Here is a 13735-nt window from a genome sequence, read left to right on the forward strand (position 1 = left end):
ACGCTGACCTCCGCCGAGCCCACCTCCGGCACCACGGCCACCGGAACCGCCGCTACCGCCGTCGCTACCGCCGTCGACACGGCCGCCGGAACCACCGGGAAACCCGCACCGACGGCCGGCCGCCGCCGGACCACCGGCGCACCGCCGGATCCCTCGGCCGAGGGCGGCCGGTCGCGCTGGGCGGCACTCGCCGTCGTCGCGGTCGGCACCCTGATGCTGATCCTCGACGGCAGCATCGTCACCGTCGCGATGCCCGCCATGCAGCAGGACCTCGGCTTCACCCCGGCCGGTCTGAGCTGGGTGGTCAACGCCTATCTGATCCCCTTCGGGGCGCTGCTCCTGCTCGCCGGACGGCTCGGCGATCTGATCGGCCGGAAGAAGATGTTCCTGTCCGGGATCGGGGTCTTCACGGCCGCGTCCCTGCTCGCCGGGGTCGCGACCTCCCCGGGCGTCCTGATCGCCTCCCGCTTCCTCCAGGGCGTCGGCAGCGCCATGGCGTCGGCCGTCGGACTGGGCATTCTGATCACCCTCTTCACCGAGCCCCGCGAACGCGCCAAGGCCATCGCGGTCTTCGCCTTCACCGGCGCCGCGGGCGCCTCCATCGGCCAAGTGCTCGGCGGGGTGCTGACCGACGCCCTCGACTGGCGCTGGATCTTCACCATCAATCTGCCGATCGGGCTCGCCGTCCTCGCCCTCGCCGTACCGCTGCTGCCGAACGACCGCGGTCTCGGGCTCCGGGCCGGTGCCGACATCATCGGCGCGTCCCTGGTCACCGCCGGTCTGACGCTCGGCATCTACACCATCGTCAAGGCCGAGCACTACGGCTGGATCGACCCGCACACCCTGGGACTCGGCGCCGTCGCCGTCGCCCTGCTCGCCGGGTTCGCGATCCGCCAGGCCACGGCCCGCACCCCGCTGATCACTCCCCGGCTGCTCAGGTCCCGCGGCCTGGTCGGCGCCAACCTGGTCCAGATGCTGATGGTCTCCGCGCTCTTCGCCTTCCAGTTCCTGGTCGCCCTCTACCTCCAGAAGGTGCTGGGGTACGGGGCGCTGGAGACGGGCCTCGCGATGCTCCCCGCCGCCGTGATCATCGGAGTCACCGCCCTCGGTGTCTCCGCCCGGCTGATCGGCCGGTTCGGCGAGCGCGCGGTCCTGCTGACCGGTCTGGCGCTCCTGGTCGGCGTGCTCGGCCTGCTGACCCGGGTCCCCGCGACCGGTGCGAACTATGTGACGGACCTGCTGCCGGTGATGATCCTCGCGGCCGGTGTCGGTCTGGCGCTCCCGGCGCTGACGTCGCTGGGCATGAGCGGGGTCGCCGCCGAGGACGCCGGGCTGGCGTCGGGCCTCTTCAACACCACCCAGCAGCTCGGCGGCGCGATCGGTGTCGCGGTCCTCTCCACCCTGGCGGCGTCCCGTACCGAGTCGGGTCTCGACCGGGGGAACTCCCAGGCCCAGGCGCTGACCGGCGGCTACCAGCTCGCCTTCACCGTCGGCACCGGAATCGTGATCGCGGCCTTCGTGGCGGCCCTGCTCCTGCTGCGCGGCCGGGCGAAGGACGAGCGGACCGAGGAGGGCGAGCGGGCGGAGGTACCCGCGCCCGCCTTCCACTGATACGCCCGAGACACCCGAGGGGCGGGCCGTACGGGAACTTCCCGTCCGGCCCGCCCCTCGCCGTACGCGCGCGCCGTACGCCTTACGGGACCGGGCCCCGGCCCGGGCTCAGTCCCCGATCACCAGGGAGGGGGTGTCGCGGGTCAGGACCTCGCCCCGGAAGAACGCCGGGCTCTTCCACCGCATCACCAGCATGATCACCAGGCCCAGGAGGAGCAGGCCGACGCCGATGACGAAGACCGTACCGACACCGCCGACGGCCGAGCCGCTGTAGGCCGGGTCCCACATGTCGTAGAGCGTCTTGAAGAAGACGGCGGCCAGCATCAGCCCGCCGAGGACCGGGAAGACGCCCTTGTAGACGAGGTCGCGGCCGGAGCGGCGCAGCTCGCGGCGGAAGTACCAGGCGCAGGCGAAGGCGGTCAGCGAGTAGTAGAAGCAGATCATCAGCCCGAGGGCGTAGATCGTGTCGGTGAGGACGTTCTCGCTCAGCAGCGTCATCACGGTGTAGAAGGCGCCGGTGCCGACGCCCGCGACGACGGTCGCCAGACCGGGCGTCTTGAACCGGGTGTTCACCTTCCGGAACGACGGCGGCAGGGCCTCGTACGACGACATCGCCAGCACGGTACGGGCCACCGGGATGAAGGTCGTCTGGAGACTGGCGGTCGCGGAAGCGAGCACCGCGACGAAGAGCAGTACCCCGAGCCCGGTACCCATGACCGGTCCGGCGAGTACGGCGAAGACATTGTCCGAGGTCTCCGGATTGGCCAGCCCCAGACCGGTCTCGCCGGAGCCCACGGCCATCTGCGCCACGACGCCCGTGACGAGATACGAGCCGACCAGGACGACCATCGCGATCAGCGCCGCCCGGCCGGGGGTCCTGCCGCTGCCGGTGGTCTCCTCGTTGGCGCTGAGGCAGGCGTCCCAGCCCCAGTACATGAAGATCGAGAGGGAGAGCCCGGCGGTGAAGGCGGCGAAGGACTCCACGGCGAACGGGTTCAGCCACTCGGCGGAGAACGACAGCGATGTGCCGAACTCCCCCGCCTTGCCCAGCGCCATCGCGACGAAGATCGCCAGCACCAGGAGCTGTAGCCCGACCAGGGCGTACTGGACGCTCTTGGTGGCGGTCATCCCCCGGTAGCTGATCGCGGTGGCGATCGCGATCAGTACGAGCACGGTGAGGATGTGGACGGCCTTGTCGTCGTCGAGCGCCGCCACCGACTCGCTGCCGGTGATCTCGCCCGCGAGCAGCCAGAAGAAGGAGGTCGCGACCCCGGCGAGATTGGAGAGCACGATGATCGTGGCGACCACAAGACCCCAGCCGCACATCCAGCCGATCTTCGGCCCGAACGCCTTGACGGTCCAGGTGAAGGACGTCCCGCAGTCCGGCATGACCCGGTTCAGCTCGCGATACGCGAAGGCGACCAGCAGCATCGGCAGAAACCCGGCCAGGAAGATCGCGGGCATCTGGAGCCCGACGACCGCGGCGGTGGCCCCGAGGGTCGAGGTGAGGCAGTAGACCGGCGCGACGGTGGAGATCCCGATGACGGTACTGCCCATCAGCCCGACGGAGTTCCCGCCGAGCCCTTTGCCGCGTACGCCACCGCCTTCGCGGGGGGCGGCGGCCCCTCCCGTGTCCCCGGCGGCCTGGGGCCGGGCATCCAGCTGAGTCATGGACAGGACGGTAAGCCCTACGATTTCCACATCCGGAGGGAAAGCGTCCGAATATCGAACCTTGGATTTCCTTGCCGTGAAGGATGGACTACCTGGACATGAAAGCCGCACGGCGATCACTTATCGAGGTTTGCAAGGCTCAAGGCATTCTTCCCGAGATGCGATAACCGCAGCAGCGCCCGTTTCGCCCCTTTTGAAATTTTCCCCTGAGCCCTGGGCGAGCAGTCCGTTCCCGGACGGATCATGACCAGGCCCCGCCGATCCGGGCACTGGCCGGAGCAGCGGGCCTGGTGATCGCCGGGGCGCGGGTCAGACTGCGGAGAAGCCGTCGCCCTTGACTCCCGCCACGAAGGCGGCGAAGCCGTCGCCTGTTCCTTCGATCCCGAGAGCCGTGTCGGCACTCATCGCGAAGCGGCGGGTCGGGGGCTTGCGGCCGGTTTCGACGGCCGACACATGCCGCCCCGTGTAGCCCATGCGCTCGGCGAGTTCGACCGAGTACCCCAAGGCGTGAGGGAACCCGCCCCCGTATTCCCGGACCACGGACACGATCCGTGCAGCCGGATACAGAGCGAAAGCGGGAGACCAGGACATCCAGAACCGTTCGGAATGTCCGCAGTGCACAGGCTTGGGTCCAAGACTCACTCCTGCTCACTGATTAGGAACGGTATCGACCGGTTCCGGGCCCAGAAGATCGTCCAGGACCCGGTCCAGCGCCTCTTCCGTACCGCGCGCCCGAACGGACACCATCCCGTCGTCGTCCCGGAGCAGCGCGTCCCGCCCCGCGTACCAACGGGTGGCCGTGGGCGCGCCCACCGGATAGTCGGGGAACGGCAGCCGGACCAGCCACGGCGTCGCCGTCAGGGTCTCCCGGTCCACCTCGTCCGAGTACGCGGCCAGCTCCTCCGGCTCGTGCACCGCCTCCGCCAGCACGATCTCCACGAAGCAGTGCGACACCCGGTCCAGCCAGGGCTCCCAGCGCTCCGCCGACTTGTCCGCGAGATCGGCCCGTACGAAAACAGGCGGATCGTCCCGGTCCAGCTCCGCCAGGGGTATCCCCCAGCGGCACACTCCCTGGTTCTCGTCCCGGAATACCAGCACGGCCCCCGACCCGTCCGACTCTTCGCCCGGCTCCACCGCCAGCTCGGCGAGCGGGCGCAGCGAGTCCTGATTGCTGGTGAGATCGGGGCGCCTGCCCAGCAGGGCGTACGCCTCCCGCAACGCGGCGGGCAGCGTCAGCCCGAGCCGCCGCTCGGCCTCGGCGATCTCGTCCGCGCGGTATCCGTCGACGCCGCCACCGTCCCCCTCGGCGAGGGGCACGGCGCACCAGGCGGCGACAAAGGACCGTACGAACTCCCACGCGGCCCGTCGCTCCGCGACGGCGGCCCGCATCTCCACCACGATGTCCATGCTCCGACGGTAGAGGGCACCACTGACAATCCCCCGGCCGCCGACATCCCGCCGAAACACTCCCCGGCGACAATCCGGGCATGGAGTTCACGATCGAAGACGTCCCCTGGTCCGCGCCCGACGCGATCGCCCTGCGGGCCGCCCAGCGCGCCGAGATGGCCGAGCTGTACGGCACACCCGACAGCGAGCCCGGAATCGCCCCGTCCGCCGCGGACGTGCCCGTCTTCGTCGTCGCGTACGACCCGGCCGGTACGCCCGTCGCCTGCGGCGGGCTCCGGCCCGTCGACGCCGCCACGGGCGAGGTGAAGCGGATGTACGTCGCCCCGCCAGCCCGGGGCACCGGCGCGGCGGCGGCCGTACTCGCGGCCCTGGAGGACCGGGCTCGGGGCCGGTCCTGGACGCGGTTGTCCCTGGAGACGGGCGATCGCCAGGAAGCGGCGATCCGTTTCTACACGCGCTCGGGTTACACCCCCGCGCCGCCCTTCGCGCCCTACGAGGACGCCCCCGGCTCCCTCTTCTTCACCCGCCCCCTCTGAGCCTGCGAGGCCCGGCCGGCCCGAGGTCCTGGATGCGCGCCTCTTACCAAGACCGGTCGGCCGGACGCTCTAGGGGCGCGGGGAACTGCGCGACCAGCCGGCCACGGTCCGCGGACCGGATCCGGCGTACGGGAGCCGTACGGTTCCGGCGCGCCGAAGGCGCAAGACGGCGGTGCCACCGAGGTATGCATCCGGACTGCGGCCCGTCCGTGGCTGAGCGCGCAGTTCCCCGCGCTCCTAACTGCCTCTGGCTGACCGTACCTGGCAAGGGACGCGCCCCTGAAACCCTCGGCTGACCGCCCCCGCAGGGGGAAGCTCCCCAGGCTCGGGCGGGGACGCGCCCCGGGCCGGAGTGGGTCGGCCCGGGGCCCGGCCCCGGGAAACGGATGGGCTTACGAGGCATCATCCTTTGGGACGGATATCCGTTCGCGCCCTCGTCCGCGCCGTACCCCCCGCGACACCCTGAATCAGGGCCGTGAACGGGCGTTTCGCGGGCTGGGGAGGCGGGATGTCGATGTCGTCGTCACCGGAGGCCGGCCAGGACAGGCGGTTGGACGAGCAGGCCGTGCTGATAGCAGCCGGGCTGGCCGATCTGGCGCTGAGTACGGCCGGCACGGTGGTGGGCACAGCCGTGGACACCGTACGGGGACTGCTCCGGCGCTCCGACACCGCCGATCTGCTGGAGGACGCCGGGCACGACCTCAGGGCCCGGGGCCGGATCGCGATCGACCGGTACGCGTCCCGGCCCCCGGCCCATCTGGAGGTACTGGCCCGCCACTCCCGCGCCGCCGCCGTCGCTTCCGATGGTGGCTGACCGCTACGATCCCGGCGCCTTCAAGGCCCGGGTGGACGACGCGCTGCGCGGCTTCGTCGGCCGGGAGACGGATCAGCTCGTCGCCATCGACCCGGAGCTGATTCCGGTCGCCGAGCAGGTCGAGGACGCCGTCGCCGACGGCAAGCGGCTGCGGGCCGCGTTCTGTTACTGGGGGTGGCGCGCGGCCGGTCAGCCGGACAGCGACGCCCTGTTGCTGGCGGCGGCGTCGATGGAGCTGATACACGCCGCCGCGGTGGTACACGACGATCTGATCGACGACAGTCCGCTGCGGCACGGCCGCCCCACGGCCCATGTCGCCCTGCGGGCCCGGTTGCGGCAGCGGCCCCGGACCGTGACGGCGGCCCGGTCGCTGGCGATGCTGGTCGGGGATCTGCTGATGGCGCTGGCGGGGCAGTTGTTCGCGACGAGCGGGCTGCCCGCCGCCTATCTGGCCCGGGCCCGGCCGCTGTGGTCGGCGCTGGCGCGGGAGCTGATCGCGGGCGAGTGCCTGGAGATCCTGCGTACGGGTACGGCTCCCGACACGGAGTCGTCGCTGAAGGTGATCCGCTACAAGACGGCCAAGTACACGGTGGAGCAGCCGCTGCTGATCGGCGGGGTGCTGGGCGGGGCCGGTGACCGGCTGCGCGCGGGTTTCTCGGCGTACGGGCTGCCGCTCGGCGAGGCGTTCCAGCTCCGGGACGATCTGCTGGGGCTCTTCGGCGATCCGGCCAGGACGGGCAAGGCGAGCCCGGACGATCTGCGGACCGCCCGTCCGACGGCGCTGCTGGCGGAGACCTGGCGGGCGGCCGGGGAGGCCGAACGCGCCGAGCTGCGGCGGCTGCTGGCCCGGGGCCGGTCCCTCGACGCGGCCGGGGTCGAGACGGTACGGGCCCTGATGACCCGGCTCGGGGCGCCGGAGCGGATCGAGCGGATGATCACGGACCGGGTGGCGGAGGCGACGGACGCGCTGGCGGGGCTCGCGGTGCCGGGCCCGGTGTCCGCCGCGCTGACGGCGCTGGCGCGGTCGGCGACCGTACGCCAGTTCTGAGCCCGGTGTCGCCCGGGAGAGCCGCCACGCGACACCGCGCAGCCCGTACGCCGCGCAGCCCGTACCCACCCCCACCCCCGACCGCTCCGAAAGGCAGGGCTCCCATGACCACCCACCCCGTGCACCCGTACACCGAGACGTCCCTGCACACCCTGCGGAACGCCGGTGACGAACTCGCCGACGCCACCGTCGCCGCGCTGATCGAGGGCGGCGACGTCGGCACCTTCAACACCCTGATGCGGTACGTCTCCACGGCCGGGTCCCCGCTCCCCGAGGGGCTGCCGGACGCGGCCCGCGCCTATCTCGAAGCGACGGCCGCGCCACCGGCGTGGGTGGACTGGGAGCGGATGGAGCGGGCCCGGCTGTTCTTCGTGGACAACAACGTCCATATCAATACCGCCCTCTCCTTCGCCTCGATGCCCGCCTGTTATGTCGTGCCGCGGGTGGCCCGGTTGCTGTCGGCGACCCATTCGCTGGCCTATCCGTCGAAGCGGATGGCGGAGACCGGGCAGTTCGTGCTCTATCTGATGCGGCCCGACGCGTTCGAGGCGGGCAGCAAGTTCGTACCGGCCGCGCAGAAGGTCCGGCTGCTGCACGCCTCCATCCGCCACCATCTGCTCCGGGACGGCCACTGGGACCGGGCGGCCGAGGGGACGCCGATCTCCCAGGAGGACATGATCGGCGGCCAGATGATCTTCTCGATGCTGGTCCTCGACAGTCTGCACCGGCTCGGTATCCATATGAGCAACGAGGGCGCCGACGCGTTCTTCTACGCCTGGCGGGTGGTCGGCGCGATGCTCGGTATCGACCAGGTGTCCGTACCGAAGACCGTCGAGGAGGGCCGCCAGTACTTCGACCTCTATATGACCCTCAATATGGGTCCGTCGGAGGAGGGCGTCCATCTCACCCGCCAGTTGATCGACCTCTATGAGGAGGTCGTGCCGGGGACGTTCTTCGATCCGCTGGTGGGCGCGCTGGTCCGGCATCTGGTCGGCGACACCTGCGCGGACTGGCTGCGGGTGCCGCGTACCCCCTGGGACACGGCGGTCGGGGCCGTACCGCGTCTGCTGGGGGCGCTGGAGACGATCGAGGACCGCTCGCCGTACGGGGCGTGGGCGCTGGACCGGCTCGGCGATCTCGTCTCCGGGCTGGAACTCTCGGCGCTGACCCGGGGGCGGGTGATGCACTACGCGATCCCGGAGACTCTGCGCAAGGAGTACGGCGTACCGGACACGGTGCTCCCGAAGAACCGCTGGAGCCCGCCCCCGGCGACGGTCGGCTGACGGGACTCCGTCACACCCGGCAGGAGAAGCACCTGACAAAAGAGGGGACGGGCCCGTCGAGGCCCGTCCCCTCTTCCTTTGTGACACCCCCGACCGCTATTGTTCTAGTAGACATAGAACTAACCGAACCGGTTGGAGGGTGCTGTGAGACGTCCCGCGACCCCGGACTCCACCCCGGAGACCTCGAAGGCGACCACCGACGCGACCCCGGCCGCCGCCGGACGGTGGCGCCGCGCGCTGGTGGCCGTCGTCCCGGCGGTGCTGGCCGTGGCCGTGTTCCTCGCGGTCTACTTCGCCGTACGGGACCGGCTGCCGGACGAACTCGCCACGCACATGGGCCCCGACGGCCGCGCCGACGGCTTCACGGACCGGACCGCCTTCGTCGTGACGGCGGCCCTCGCCCTCACCGGTGTCGGGGCCCTCTTCGCCCTGCTCTCCCGCCTCCCCGCCCGTGCCGGGCAGGCGTCCGTGCCCCGGGCGATGTCGGCGATGGGCGCGGGCACGCTCGCCCTCCTGGACTGGGTGCTGGTGATGCTGCTGCTCGCCAATACCGGTATCGACGACCCGGCGACCGTCCGGTTCTCCGGCTGGCACATCCTGTGGGCCCTCGCCGCCTGGGCCGTGACCGGCGCCCTGGCCTGGTTCGCCGCCGGGCCCGATCCGGCGCCCGCCGCCCGTACCGACGACGGCCCGGCCTCCGGCGCCCGGCGGCTGCCCCTCGGCCCCGGGGAGCAGATCGCCTGGACCCGTACCGCCGGTTCGCCGGGGGTGCTCGCGGCGGGCGGCGTCACGGTGGCCACCCTGGCCGTCACGGGCGCCTACGCGGGCTGGTGGCTCCTCGCCCTGGCGGTCCCCCTCGGCGCGGCCTTCGCCGCGACCGGCCGGATCCGGGTCACGGCGGACGCCCGCGGGCTGACCGTGACCCCGGCCGGGCTGCGCCGCCCCCGGGTCCGGATCCCCCTGGACGAGATCGCCACCGCCTCCGCCCGGCGGGTCAGCGCCGTACGGGACTTCGGCGGCTTCGGCTACCGGATCCGCGCCGGGGCGAGCGGGGTGATCCTGCGATCCGGCGACGCGCTCGCCGTCGACCGGGCGTCGGGCGGTACGTTCCTGGTGACCGTGGACGACGCGGCCACCGCCGCCGCCACGCTCAACGCCCTGGCGGCCCGGGCCCACCGCGCCGCCCCCTGACCACCCGGCACCCCCTCCCGACCACCAGGCGACCCCCTCCCGAGGCCGAGCATGCTCTTCCGGATCGACCCCCAGTCGTCGCTCTCCCTCAGCGACCAGGTCGCGGCCTCCGTACGCCGCGCGCTGGCCGACGGCGCCGCGGCCCCCGGCGAACGGCTCCCCGCCGCCCGGGACCTCGCCCGCTCCCTCGACATCAATCTCCACACGGTCCTGCGGGGCTACCAGAAGCTCCGCGACGAGGGCCTGGTGGAATTGCGCCGGGGCCGGGGCGCGGTGATCAGCGACCGGGCCGGCCCCGGGCGCGGCCGGCTCGTCCAGCGCGTCCACGACCTGGCGGCCGAGGCCCGTGCCATCGGCCTCTCCGACGACGAACTCCTCACCCTGATCCGTACGACCCTGAACCCCGGGACCAGCTCATGACGACCGACCCCACCGAGTACCGCACCCGTGACGGCGTACCGCTGCTGCTGCGCGAGGCCACCGCCGACGACTGGCCCGCGATAGCCGCCTTCTTCCACCCCGTGATGGCGGCGGGCGAAACGTTCACCTTCCCGACGGATCTCTCCGCCGAGGAGGCCCCGGGCTGGTGGCTGCTGTCGCCGCCCGGTCTGACGATCGTGGCCACCACTCCCGACGGGAAGGTGACCGGCACGGCGAAGATGAACCGCAACCACCAGGGCAACGGCTCCCACATCGCCAGCGCCAGCTATCTCGTGGACCCCGCCCACGAAGGCCGGGGCGTGGGCCGGGCCCTGTGTTCGTACAGCATCGACTGGGCCCGCGCCCGGGGCTACCGCGCGATGCAGTTCAACGCGGTCGTGGAGACCAATGTCCACGCGGTACGGCTCTACGAGTCCCTGGGCTTCCGGATCATCGGCACCCTCCCCGGGGGCTTCCGCCATCCGGAGCTGGGCTATGTGGGGCTGCACATCATGCATCTGCCGCTGACCGGACCGTCCGGGCCCGGGACGTCCGGGCCCCAGGCGCCGCGCCCATAGCCCCGGACGGCCGGGCCGCCCGCTACGGAGTCACGGGTTCCACCGGCTGGCGGAGCACCGTCCTGAGCTTCTCGGGCGCGGTGCGGCGCGGATCGCCCAGATAGATCTCGTGGTGGTGCCCCCTCGGACGGAGGCCGTTGGCGGCGAGATAGGTGTCGTGCAGTTCGGCCAGCAGGGGCGCCTCGTCGTCGTAGGAGCCGATGTGCAGTACCTGGGCGCTCGGCCCCTCGGCCAGGGACACCACCCGCACCTCGGCGATCTCCGGCCGCTTCTTCTTTACGAGGGCGGCCTCCCGGGCCTCGGCGACCATGGCGTCGGTGATCCACTCGGGGAGCCAGATGAGCATGGTCCAGTTCCAGGAGTCCTTGGCGCCGGTGGTGAAGGCGGCGTAGTCGTCCGCCCACCACAGCCCCTCCAGCGGGCCGACGACGAAGTCACCGCCGTCGGTCCGCTTGGCGGCGGACTTCAGGGTGTAAGCGACCGCGTAGAGGGCTTCGACGGCGGCCGTGTACCGGGGCGACGTATTGGGGTTCCCACTGCCGTCCACCGCGATGAACCGCTGCCCGGGCACATCGACGACGGCCCAGGTCGTGTTCCTGGGGGCGTAGAGCTCCTTCAGCTCGCGTTTGACGTCGTACGGCGCCATGGCGGTCTCTCCTCGGGGTGGCGGGGCCCTCCACTGCGGGCGGGCCGCTCAGTAAAGCGCTTCCGGGGAGCGCGCGTCGCCTCCGGCCGGACCACCGCCACCCGGTGATATCCCAGGCGGCGGCGTAAGTCCCCTGGTGGTGTTGTCGTATGGCGGGACGCGGGTGCTTTGCTGTGGGGACCGAGACCGTCAGCCAGTCGGCGCCATCGAAGGGACCCCACCATGTCCGACGAGCGACCCAAGTCGAACGCGGAGTTCAACCGGAAGATCATCGAGGAGTTCCGGGCCGGGGGCGGCCTGGTGGGCGGGGTGTTCGAGGGGTTTCCCCTCGTCCTGGTCACCTCGACCGGTGCGCGCAGCGGGCAGCCCCGGACGAATCCGGTGGCGTACGCGCGCGACGGCGGCCGGATCCTGATCTTCGGGTCCAACGGGGGCGCCCACCGGCACCCCGACTGGTACTGGAACGTCCTGGCCGACCCCCGGGTGACCGTCGAGATCGGCGACGGCGAGGGCGGCGTGGAGACGTATGCGGGGATCGCGACCGTACTGGAGGGGGAGGAGCGCGCCCGGCTCTACCGGGAGCAGGGCGAGCGCGTACCGGCCTTCGCCGCTTACCAGGCCGGTACGGAGCGGGTCATCCCCGTGGTGGCGCTGGAGCGGTCCGAGCCGGGGACGGCCGGCTGACCCGCAGAGGCGAGTGAGCCGAAGCCGCATGCCCCGGGGGCCCTCGCCTTGCCCTCCCCTCGGAGAGGGCGAGCGAGCGGAAGCGGCGTGCCCCCGGGCGCCTGGTTCCGCCCTCGCACCGGAGAGGCGAGTGAGCCGAAGGGGCGCGTCGTGTTCTGGAAGGAGAGCGCGCGCAGGCCGCGAGGAACGAGCGGTCGAGCACGATCGACTGAAGAACACGGCTCAAGCGCCCCGGAGGCGAACCGAGCCACAGAGAAATACGTCTTCCCCCTCGCCCGTCCCCCTGCCGGACGGGTCGCGGCCCGTGTGTAGTGTGCATGCGGAATCGACCACTCCAGATGCCCCAGGGAGATCTTCACCATGCCCGCCACCAGGAGGAAAGCCCGCCGAATAGCCACCGCGGCGGCCCTCGTCACCCTCGTCCCCGGCCTCGCGGCCTGCGGCATGGACACCACGGCGCCCGCGACCGCGCGCGGCAAGGCCAAGGGGGAGGTGGCACCGGGGACCGTCGACTGCGAGAAGGCGAAGTGCATCGCCCTGACCTTCGACTCCAGCCCCGGCGTGAAGACCCCCCAGCTTTTGGACTACCTCAAGAAGGAGAAGGTGCCCGCCACCTTCTTCGTCCTCGGCAAGAACCATCTCGACCGCTGGCCGAAGGTGGTGAAACGATTCGCCGATGAGGGGCACGAGGTCGCCAACCACACCTGGACCCACCCCCGGCTCGACAAGCTGAAGAAGAGCGAGATCCGCGAGGAGCTGGAGAAGACCCAGATCGAACTGGAGAAGATCACCGGGCAGAAGCCCACCCTGATGCGTCCGCCGCAGGGCCGGATCAACGACGACGTCACCGAGGTGTCGAAGGATCTCGGGCTGGCGCAGATCCTCTGGAGCACCACCGCCAAGGACTACGCCACCACCGACTCCGAGCTGATCAAGGAGCGGACCCTCAAGCAGGTCAAGAAGGATGGAATCATCCTTTTGCATGACATCTACGATGGGACGGTTCCCGCCGTTCCCGGGATCGTCACGGAGTTGAAAAAGCGGGGCTACACCTTCGTCACGGTCTCCCAACTTCTGGCCCCCGCCAAGGCGAACCCCGGTGAAATCTACCGACCTTGACGCTTCGTCCCCCGTCCCCGGGGAGAAACGGAGGAGGTCTTGGCGGATGTGGCGGATGATCGCCAAGGGGCGTTAGGCGGCCCGCCGTCCCGGGCAATGAGCCGAATGAAGCGCTCCGCTGCTGACGGAGTTGTCGTACACAAGGCAGACTGTGGGTGCGAACCGGCAGTTGGGGGCAGGGGGCAGCATGGACCGTGAACGCGGGCCTCGCGTACCGGAGCAGCGATCTCCGGCGCCCAACGAGGTCAACAATGACGCCGTGGAGCTGCGTTTCAGCGTGCTCGGGCCGGTGCGCGCCTGGCGCGCCGGGACGGCATTGCAGACCGGCTCCCCACAGCAACGGGCCCTGCTCTCCGCCCTGCTGCTGCGCGACGGCCGCACCGCGACGTCCCACGAGCTGATCGACGCCATCTGGGGCGAGGAGCCGCCGTCCCAGGCGCTGGCCGCGATCCGGACGTACGCGCACCGGCTGCGCAAGGTGCTTTCGGCGACGACCCTGGTCTCCGAGTCGGGCGGGTACGCCCTGCGGATAGAGCGCGACGCCCTCGATCTGTTCGTGGCCCAGGAGCTGGCGGCCTCGGCCGAGAAGACCCGGGCCGCGGGCGACCCGGGCCATGCCCGGATGCTGGTCAACAAGTCGCTGGGGCTGTGGGACGGGGAGCCGCTGGCCAATGTCCCCGGGCCGTACGCGGAGGGACAGCGCGCCCGGCTGGAGGAGTGGCGGCTC

Annotated in this window: 14 protein-coding genes and 1 pseudogene; 11 read left to right on the forward strand and 4 right to left on the reverse strand. The window is 71.5% G+C overall.

Annotated features, from left to right (window positions below; genetic code table 11):
- Positions 1-213: 213 nt before the first annotated feature.
- Positions 214-1611: a DHA2 family efflux MFS transporter permease subunit gene (locus ABZ714_RS15155; protein WP_358825672.1), complete on the forward strand. Its 1398-nt coding sequence runs from the start codon at positions 214-216 to the stop codon at positions 1609-1611.
- Positions 1612-1719: 108 nt separating this feature from the next.
- On the opposite strand, the gene ABZ714_RS15160 is transcribed toward ABZ714_RS15155, so the two are convergent.
- From ABZ714_RS15160 to ABZ714_RS15170, 3 genes and pseudogenes are all read right to left on the reverse strand, one after another.
- On the reverse strand, positions 1720-3282 hold the full coding sequence (locus ABZ714_RS15160; RefSeq protein WP_358825656.1) for an APC family permease: 1563 nt from the start codon (positions 3280-3282) through the stop codon (positions 1720-1722).
- A gap of 357 nt (positions 3283-3639) precedes the next feature.
- A pseudogene (locus ABZ714_RS15165) lies at positions 3640-3756 on the reverse strand (DNA-binding protein); the annotation flags it as partial.
- A 174-nt stretch (positions 3757-3930) separates the two neighbouring features.
- Entirely contained in the window at positions 3931-4689 is a 759-nt protein-coding gene (locus tag ABZ714_RS15170; protein WP_358825657.1) for an SMI1/KNR4 family protein, read from the reverse strand.
- An 80-nt stretch (positions 4690-4769) separates the two neighbouring features.
- On the opposite strand from ABZ714_RS15170, the gene ABZ714_RS15175 reads away from it, so the two are divergent.
- The 7 genes from ABZ714_RS15175 to ABZ714_RS15205 all read left to right on the forward strand — a co-directional run bounded on the left by ABZ714_RS15175 (position 4770) and on the right by ABZ714_RS15205 (position 10559).
- Positions 4770-5225 carry a GNAT family N-acetyltransferase gene (locus ABZ714_RS15175; RefSeq protein WP_358825658.1) on the forward strand — a complete coding sequence of 152 codons (456 nt, stop codon included), beginning with the start codon at positions 4770-4772 and terminating at the stop codon, positions 5223-5225.
- Between the two features lie 514 nt (positions 5226-5739).
- Positions 5740-6039 (forward strand): polyprenyl synthetase, encoded by a 300-nt coding sequence (locus ABZ714_RS15180; protein ID WP_358825673.1) that lies wholly within the window; start codon positions 5740-5742, stop codon positions 6037-6039.
- The gene (locus ABZ714_RS15185) at positions 6029-7087 is read left to right on the forward strand and encodes a polyprenyl synthetase family protein (protein ID WP_358825659.1); all 1059 of its coding nucleotides are present in this window, start codon (positions 6029-6031) and stop codon (positions 7085-7087) included. Before ABZ714_RS15180 ends, ABZ714_RS15185 begins: the two co-directional genes overlap by 11 nt.
- Positions 7088-7191: 104 nt before the next feature.
- Positions 7192-8370: an oxygenase MpaB family protein gene (locus tag ABZ714_RS15190; RefSeq protein ID WP_358825660.1), complete on the forward strand. Its 1179-nt coding sequence runs from the start codon at positions 7192-7194 to the stop codon at positions 8368-8370.
- 144 nt (positions 8371-8514) lie between these two features.
- Complete coding sequence (locus ABZ714_RS15195) at positions 8515-9561, forward strand: hypothetical protein (RefSeq protein ID WP_358825661.1); 1047 nt, start codon at positions 8515-8517, stop codon at positions 9559-9561.
- A gap of 51 nt (positions 9562-9612) precedes the next feature.
- Positions 9613-9981: a GntR family transcriptional regulator gene (locus tag ABZ714_RS15200; protein WP_358825662.1), complete on the forward strand. Its 369-nt coding sequence runs from the start codon at positions 9613-9615 to the stop codon at positions 9979-9981.
- Positions 9982-10022: 41 nt separating this feature from the next.
- Positions 10023-10559, forward strand: coding sequence for a GNAT family N-acetyltransferase (locus tag ABZ714_RS15205; protein ID WP_358825674.1), 537 nt, complete (start codon positions 10023-10025; stop codon positions 10557-10559).
- Between the two features lie 22 nt (positions 10560-10581).
- On the opposite strand, the gene ABZ714_RS15210 is transcribed toward ABZ714_RS15205, so the two are convergent.
- The gene (locus ABZ714_RS15210; RefSeq protein ID WP_358825663.1) at positions 10582-11205 is read right to left on the reverse strand and encodes a GyrI-like domain-containing protein; all 624 of its coding nucleotides are present in this window, start codon (positions 11203-11205) and stop codon (positions 10582-10584) included.
- Positions 11206-11427: 222 nt separating this feature from the next.
- Between ABZ714_RS15210 and ABZ714_RS15215 the strand changes: the two genes are divergently transcribed.
- The 3 genes from ABZ714_RS15215 to ABZ714_RS15225 all read left to right on the forward strand — a co-directional run.
- Complete coding sequence (locus tag ABZ714_RS15215; protein ID WP_358825664.1) at positions 11428-11889, forward strand: nitroreductase family deazaflavin-dependent oxidoreductase; 462 nt, start codon at positions 11428-11430, stop codon at positions 11887-11889.
- Positions 11890-12249: 360 nt separating this feature from the next.
- Positions 12250-13008, forward strand: coding sequence for a polysaccharide deacetylase family protein (locus tag ABZ714_RS15220; RefSeq protein ID WP_358825665.1), 759 nt, complete (start codon positions 12250-12252; stop codon positions 13006-13008).
- A gap of 187 nt (positions 13009-13195) precedes the next feature.
- Positions 13196-13735: BTAD domain-containing putative transcriptional regulator (locus ABZ714_RS15225; protein WP_358825666.1), on the forward strand; the 540-nt coding region annotated here is incomplete at its 3' end.

It is taken from the genome of Streptomyces sp. NPDC006798, assembly GCF_040635975.1.
Classification (GTDB): Bacteria; Actinomycetota; Actinomycetes; order Streptomycetales; family Streptomycetaceae; genus Streptomyces.

Bases quoted from the DNA above. Each gene is read 5' to 3' on its own strand.
- ABZ714_RS15155 (WP_358825672.1), top strand. From the start codon at position 214: ATGCTGATCCTCGACGGCAGCATCGTCACCGTCGCGATGCCCGCCATG.
- ABZ714_RS15200 (WP_358825662.1), top strand. From the start codon at position 9,613: ATGCTCTTCCGGATCGACCCCCAGTCGTCGCTCTCCCTCAGCGACCAG.
- ABZ714_RS15185 (WP_358825659.1), top strand. From the start codon at position 6,029: ATGGTGGCTGACCGCTACGATCCCGGCGCCTTCAAGGCCCGGGTGGAC.
- ABZ714_RS15215 (WP_358825664.1), top strand. From the start codon at position 11,428: ATGTCCGACGAGCGACCCAAGTCGAACGCGGAGTTCAACCGGAAGATC.
- ABZ714_RS15175 (WP_358825658.1), top strand. From the start codon at position 4,770: ATGGAGTTCACGATCGAAGACGTCCCCTGGTCCGCGCCCGACGCGATC.
- ABZ714_RS15210 (WP_358825663.1), bottom strand. From the start codon at position 11,205: ATGGCGCCGTACGACGTCAAACGCGAGCTGAAGGAGCTCTACGCCCCC.
- ABZ714_RS15160 (WP_358825656.1), bottom strand. From the start codon at position 3,282: ATGACTCAGCTGGATGCCCGGCCCCAGGCCGCCGGGGACACGGGAGGG.
- ABZ714_RS15220 (WP_358825665.1), top strand. From the start codon at position 12,250: ATGCCCGCCACCAGGAGGAAAGCCCGCCGAATAGCCACCGCGGCGGCC.
- ABZ714_RS15170 (WP_358825657.1), bottom strand. From the start codon at position 4,689: ATGGACATCGTGGTGGAGATGCGGGCCGCCGTCGCGGAGCGACGGGCC.
- ABZ714_RS15180 (WP_358825673.1), top strand. From the start codon at position 5,740: ATGTCGTCGTCACCGGAGGCCGGCCAGGACAGGCGGTTGGACGAGCAG.
- ABZ714_RS15190 (WP_358825660.1), top strand. From the start codon at position 7,192: ATGACCACCCACCCCGTGCACCCGTACACCGAGACGTCCCTGCACACC.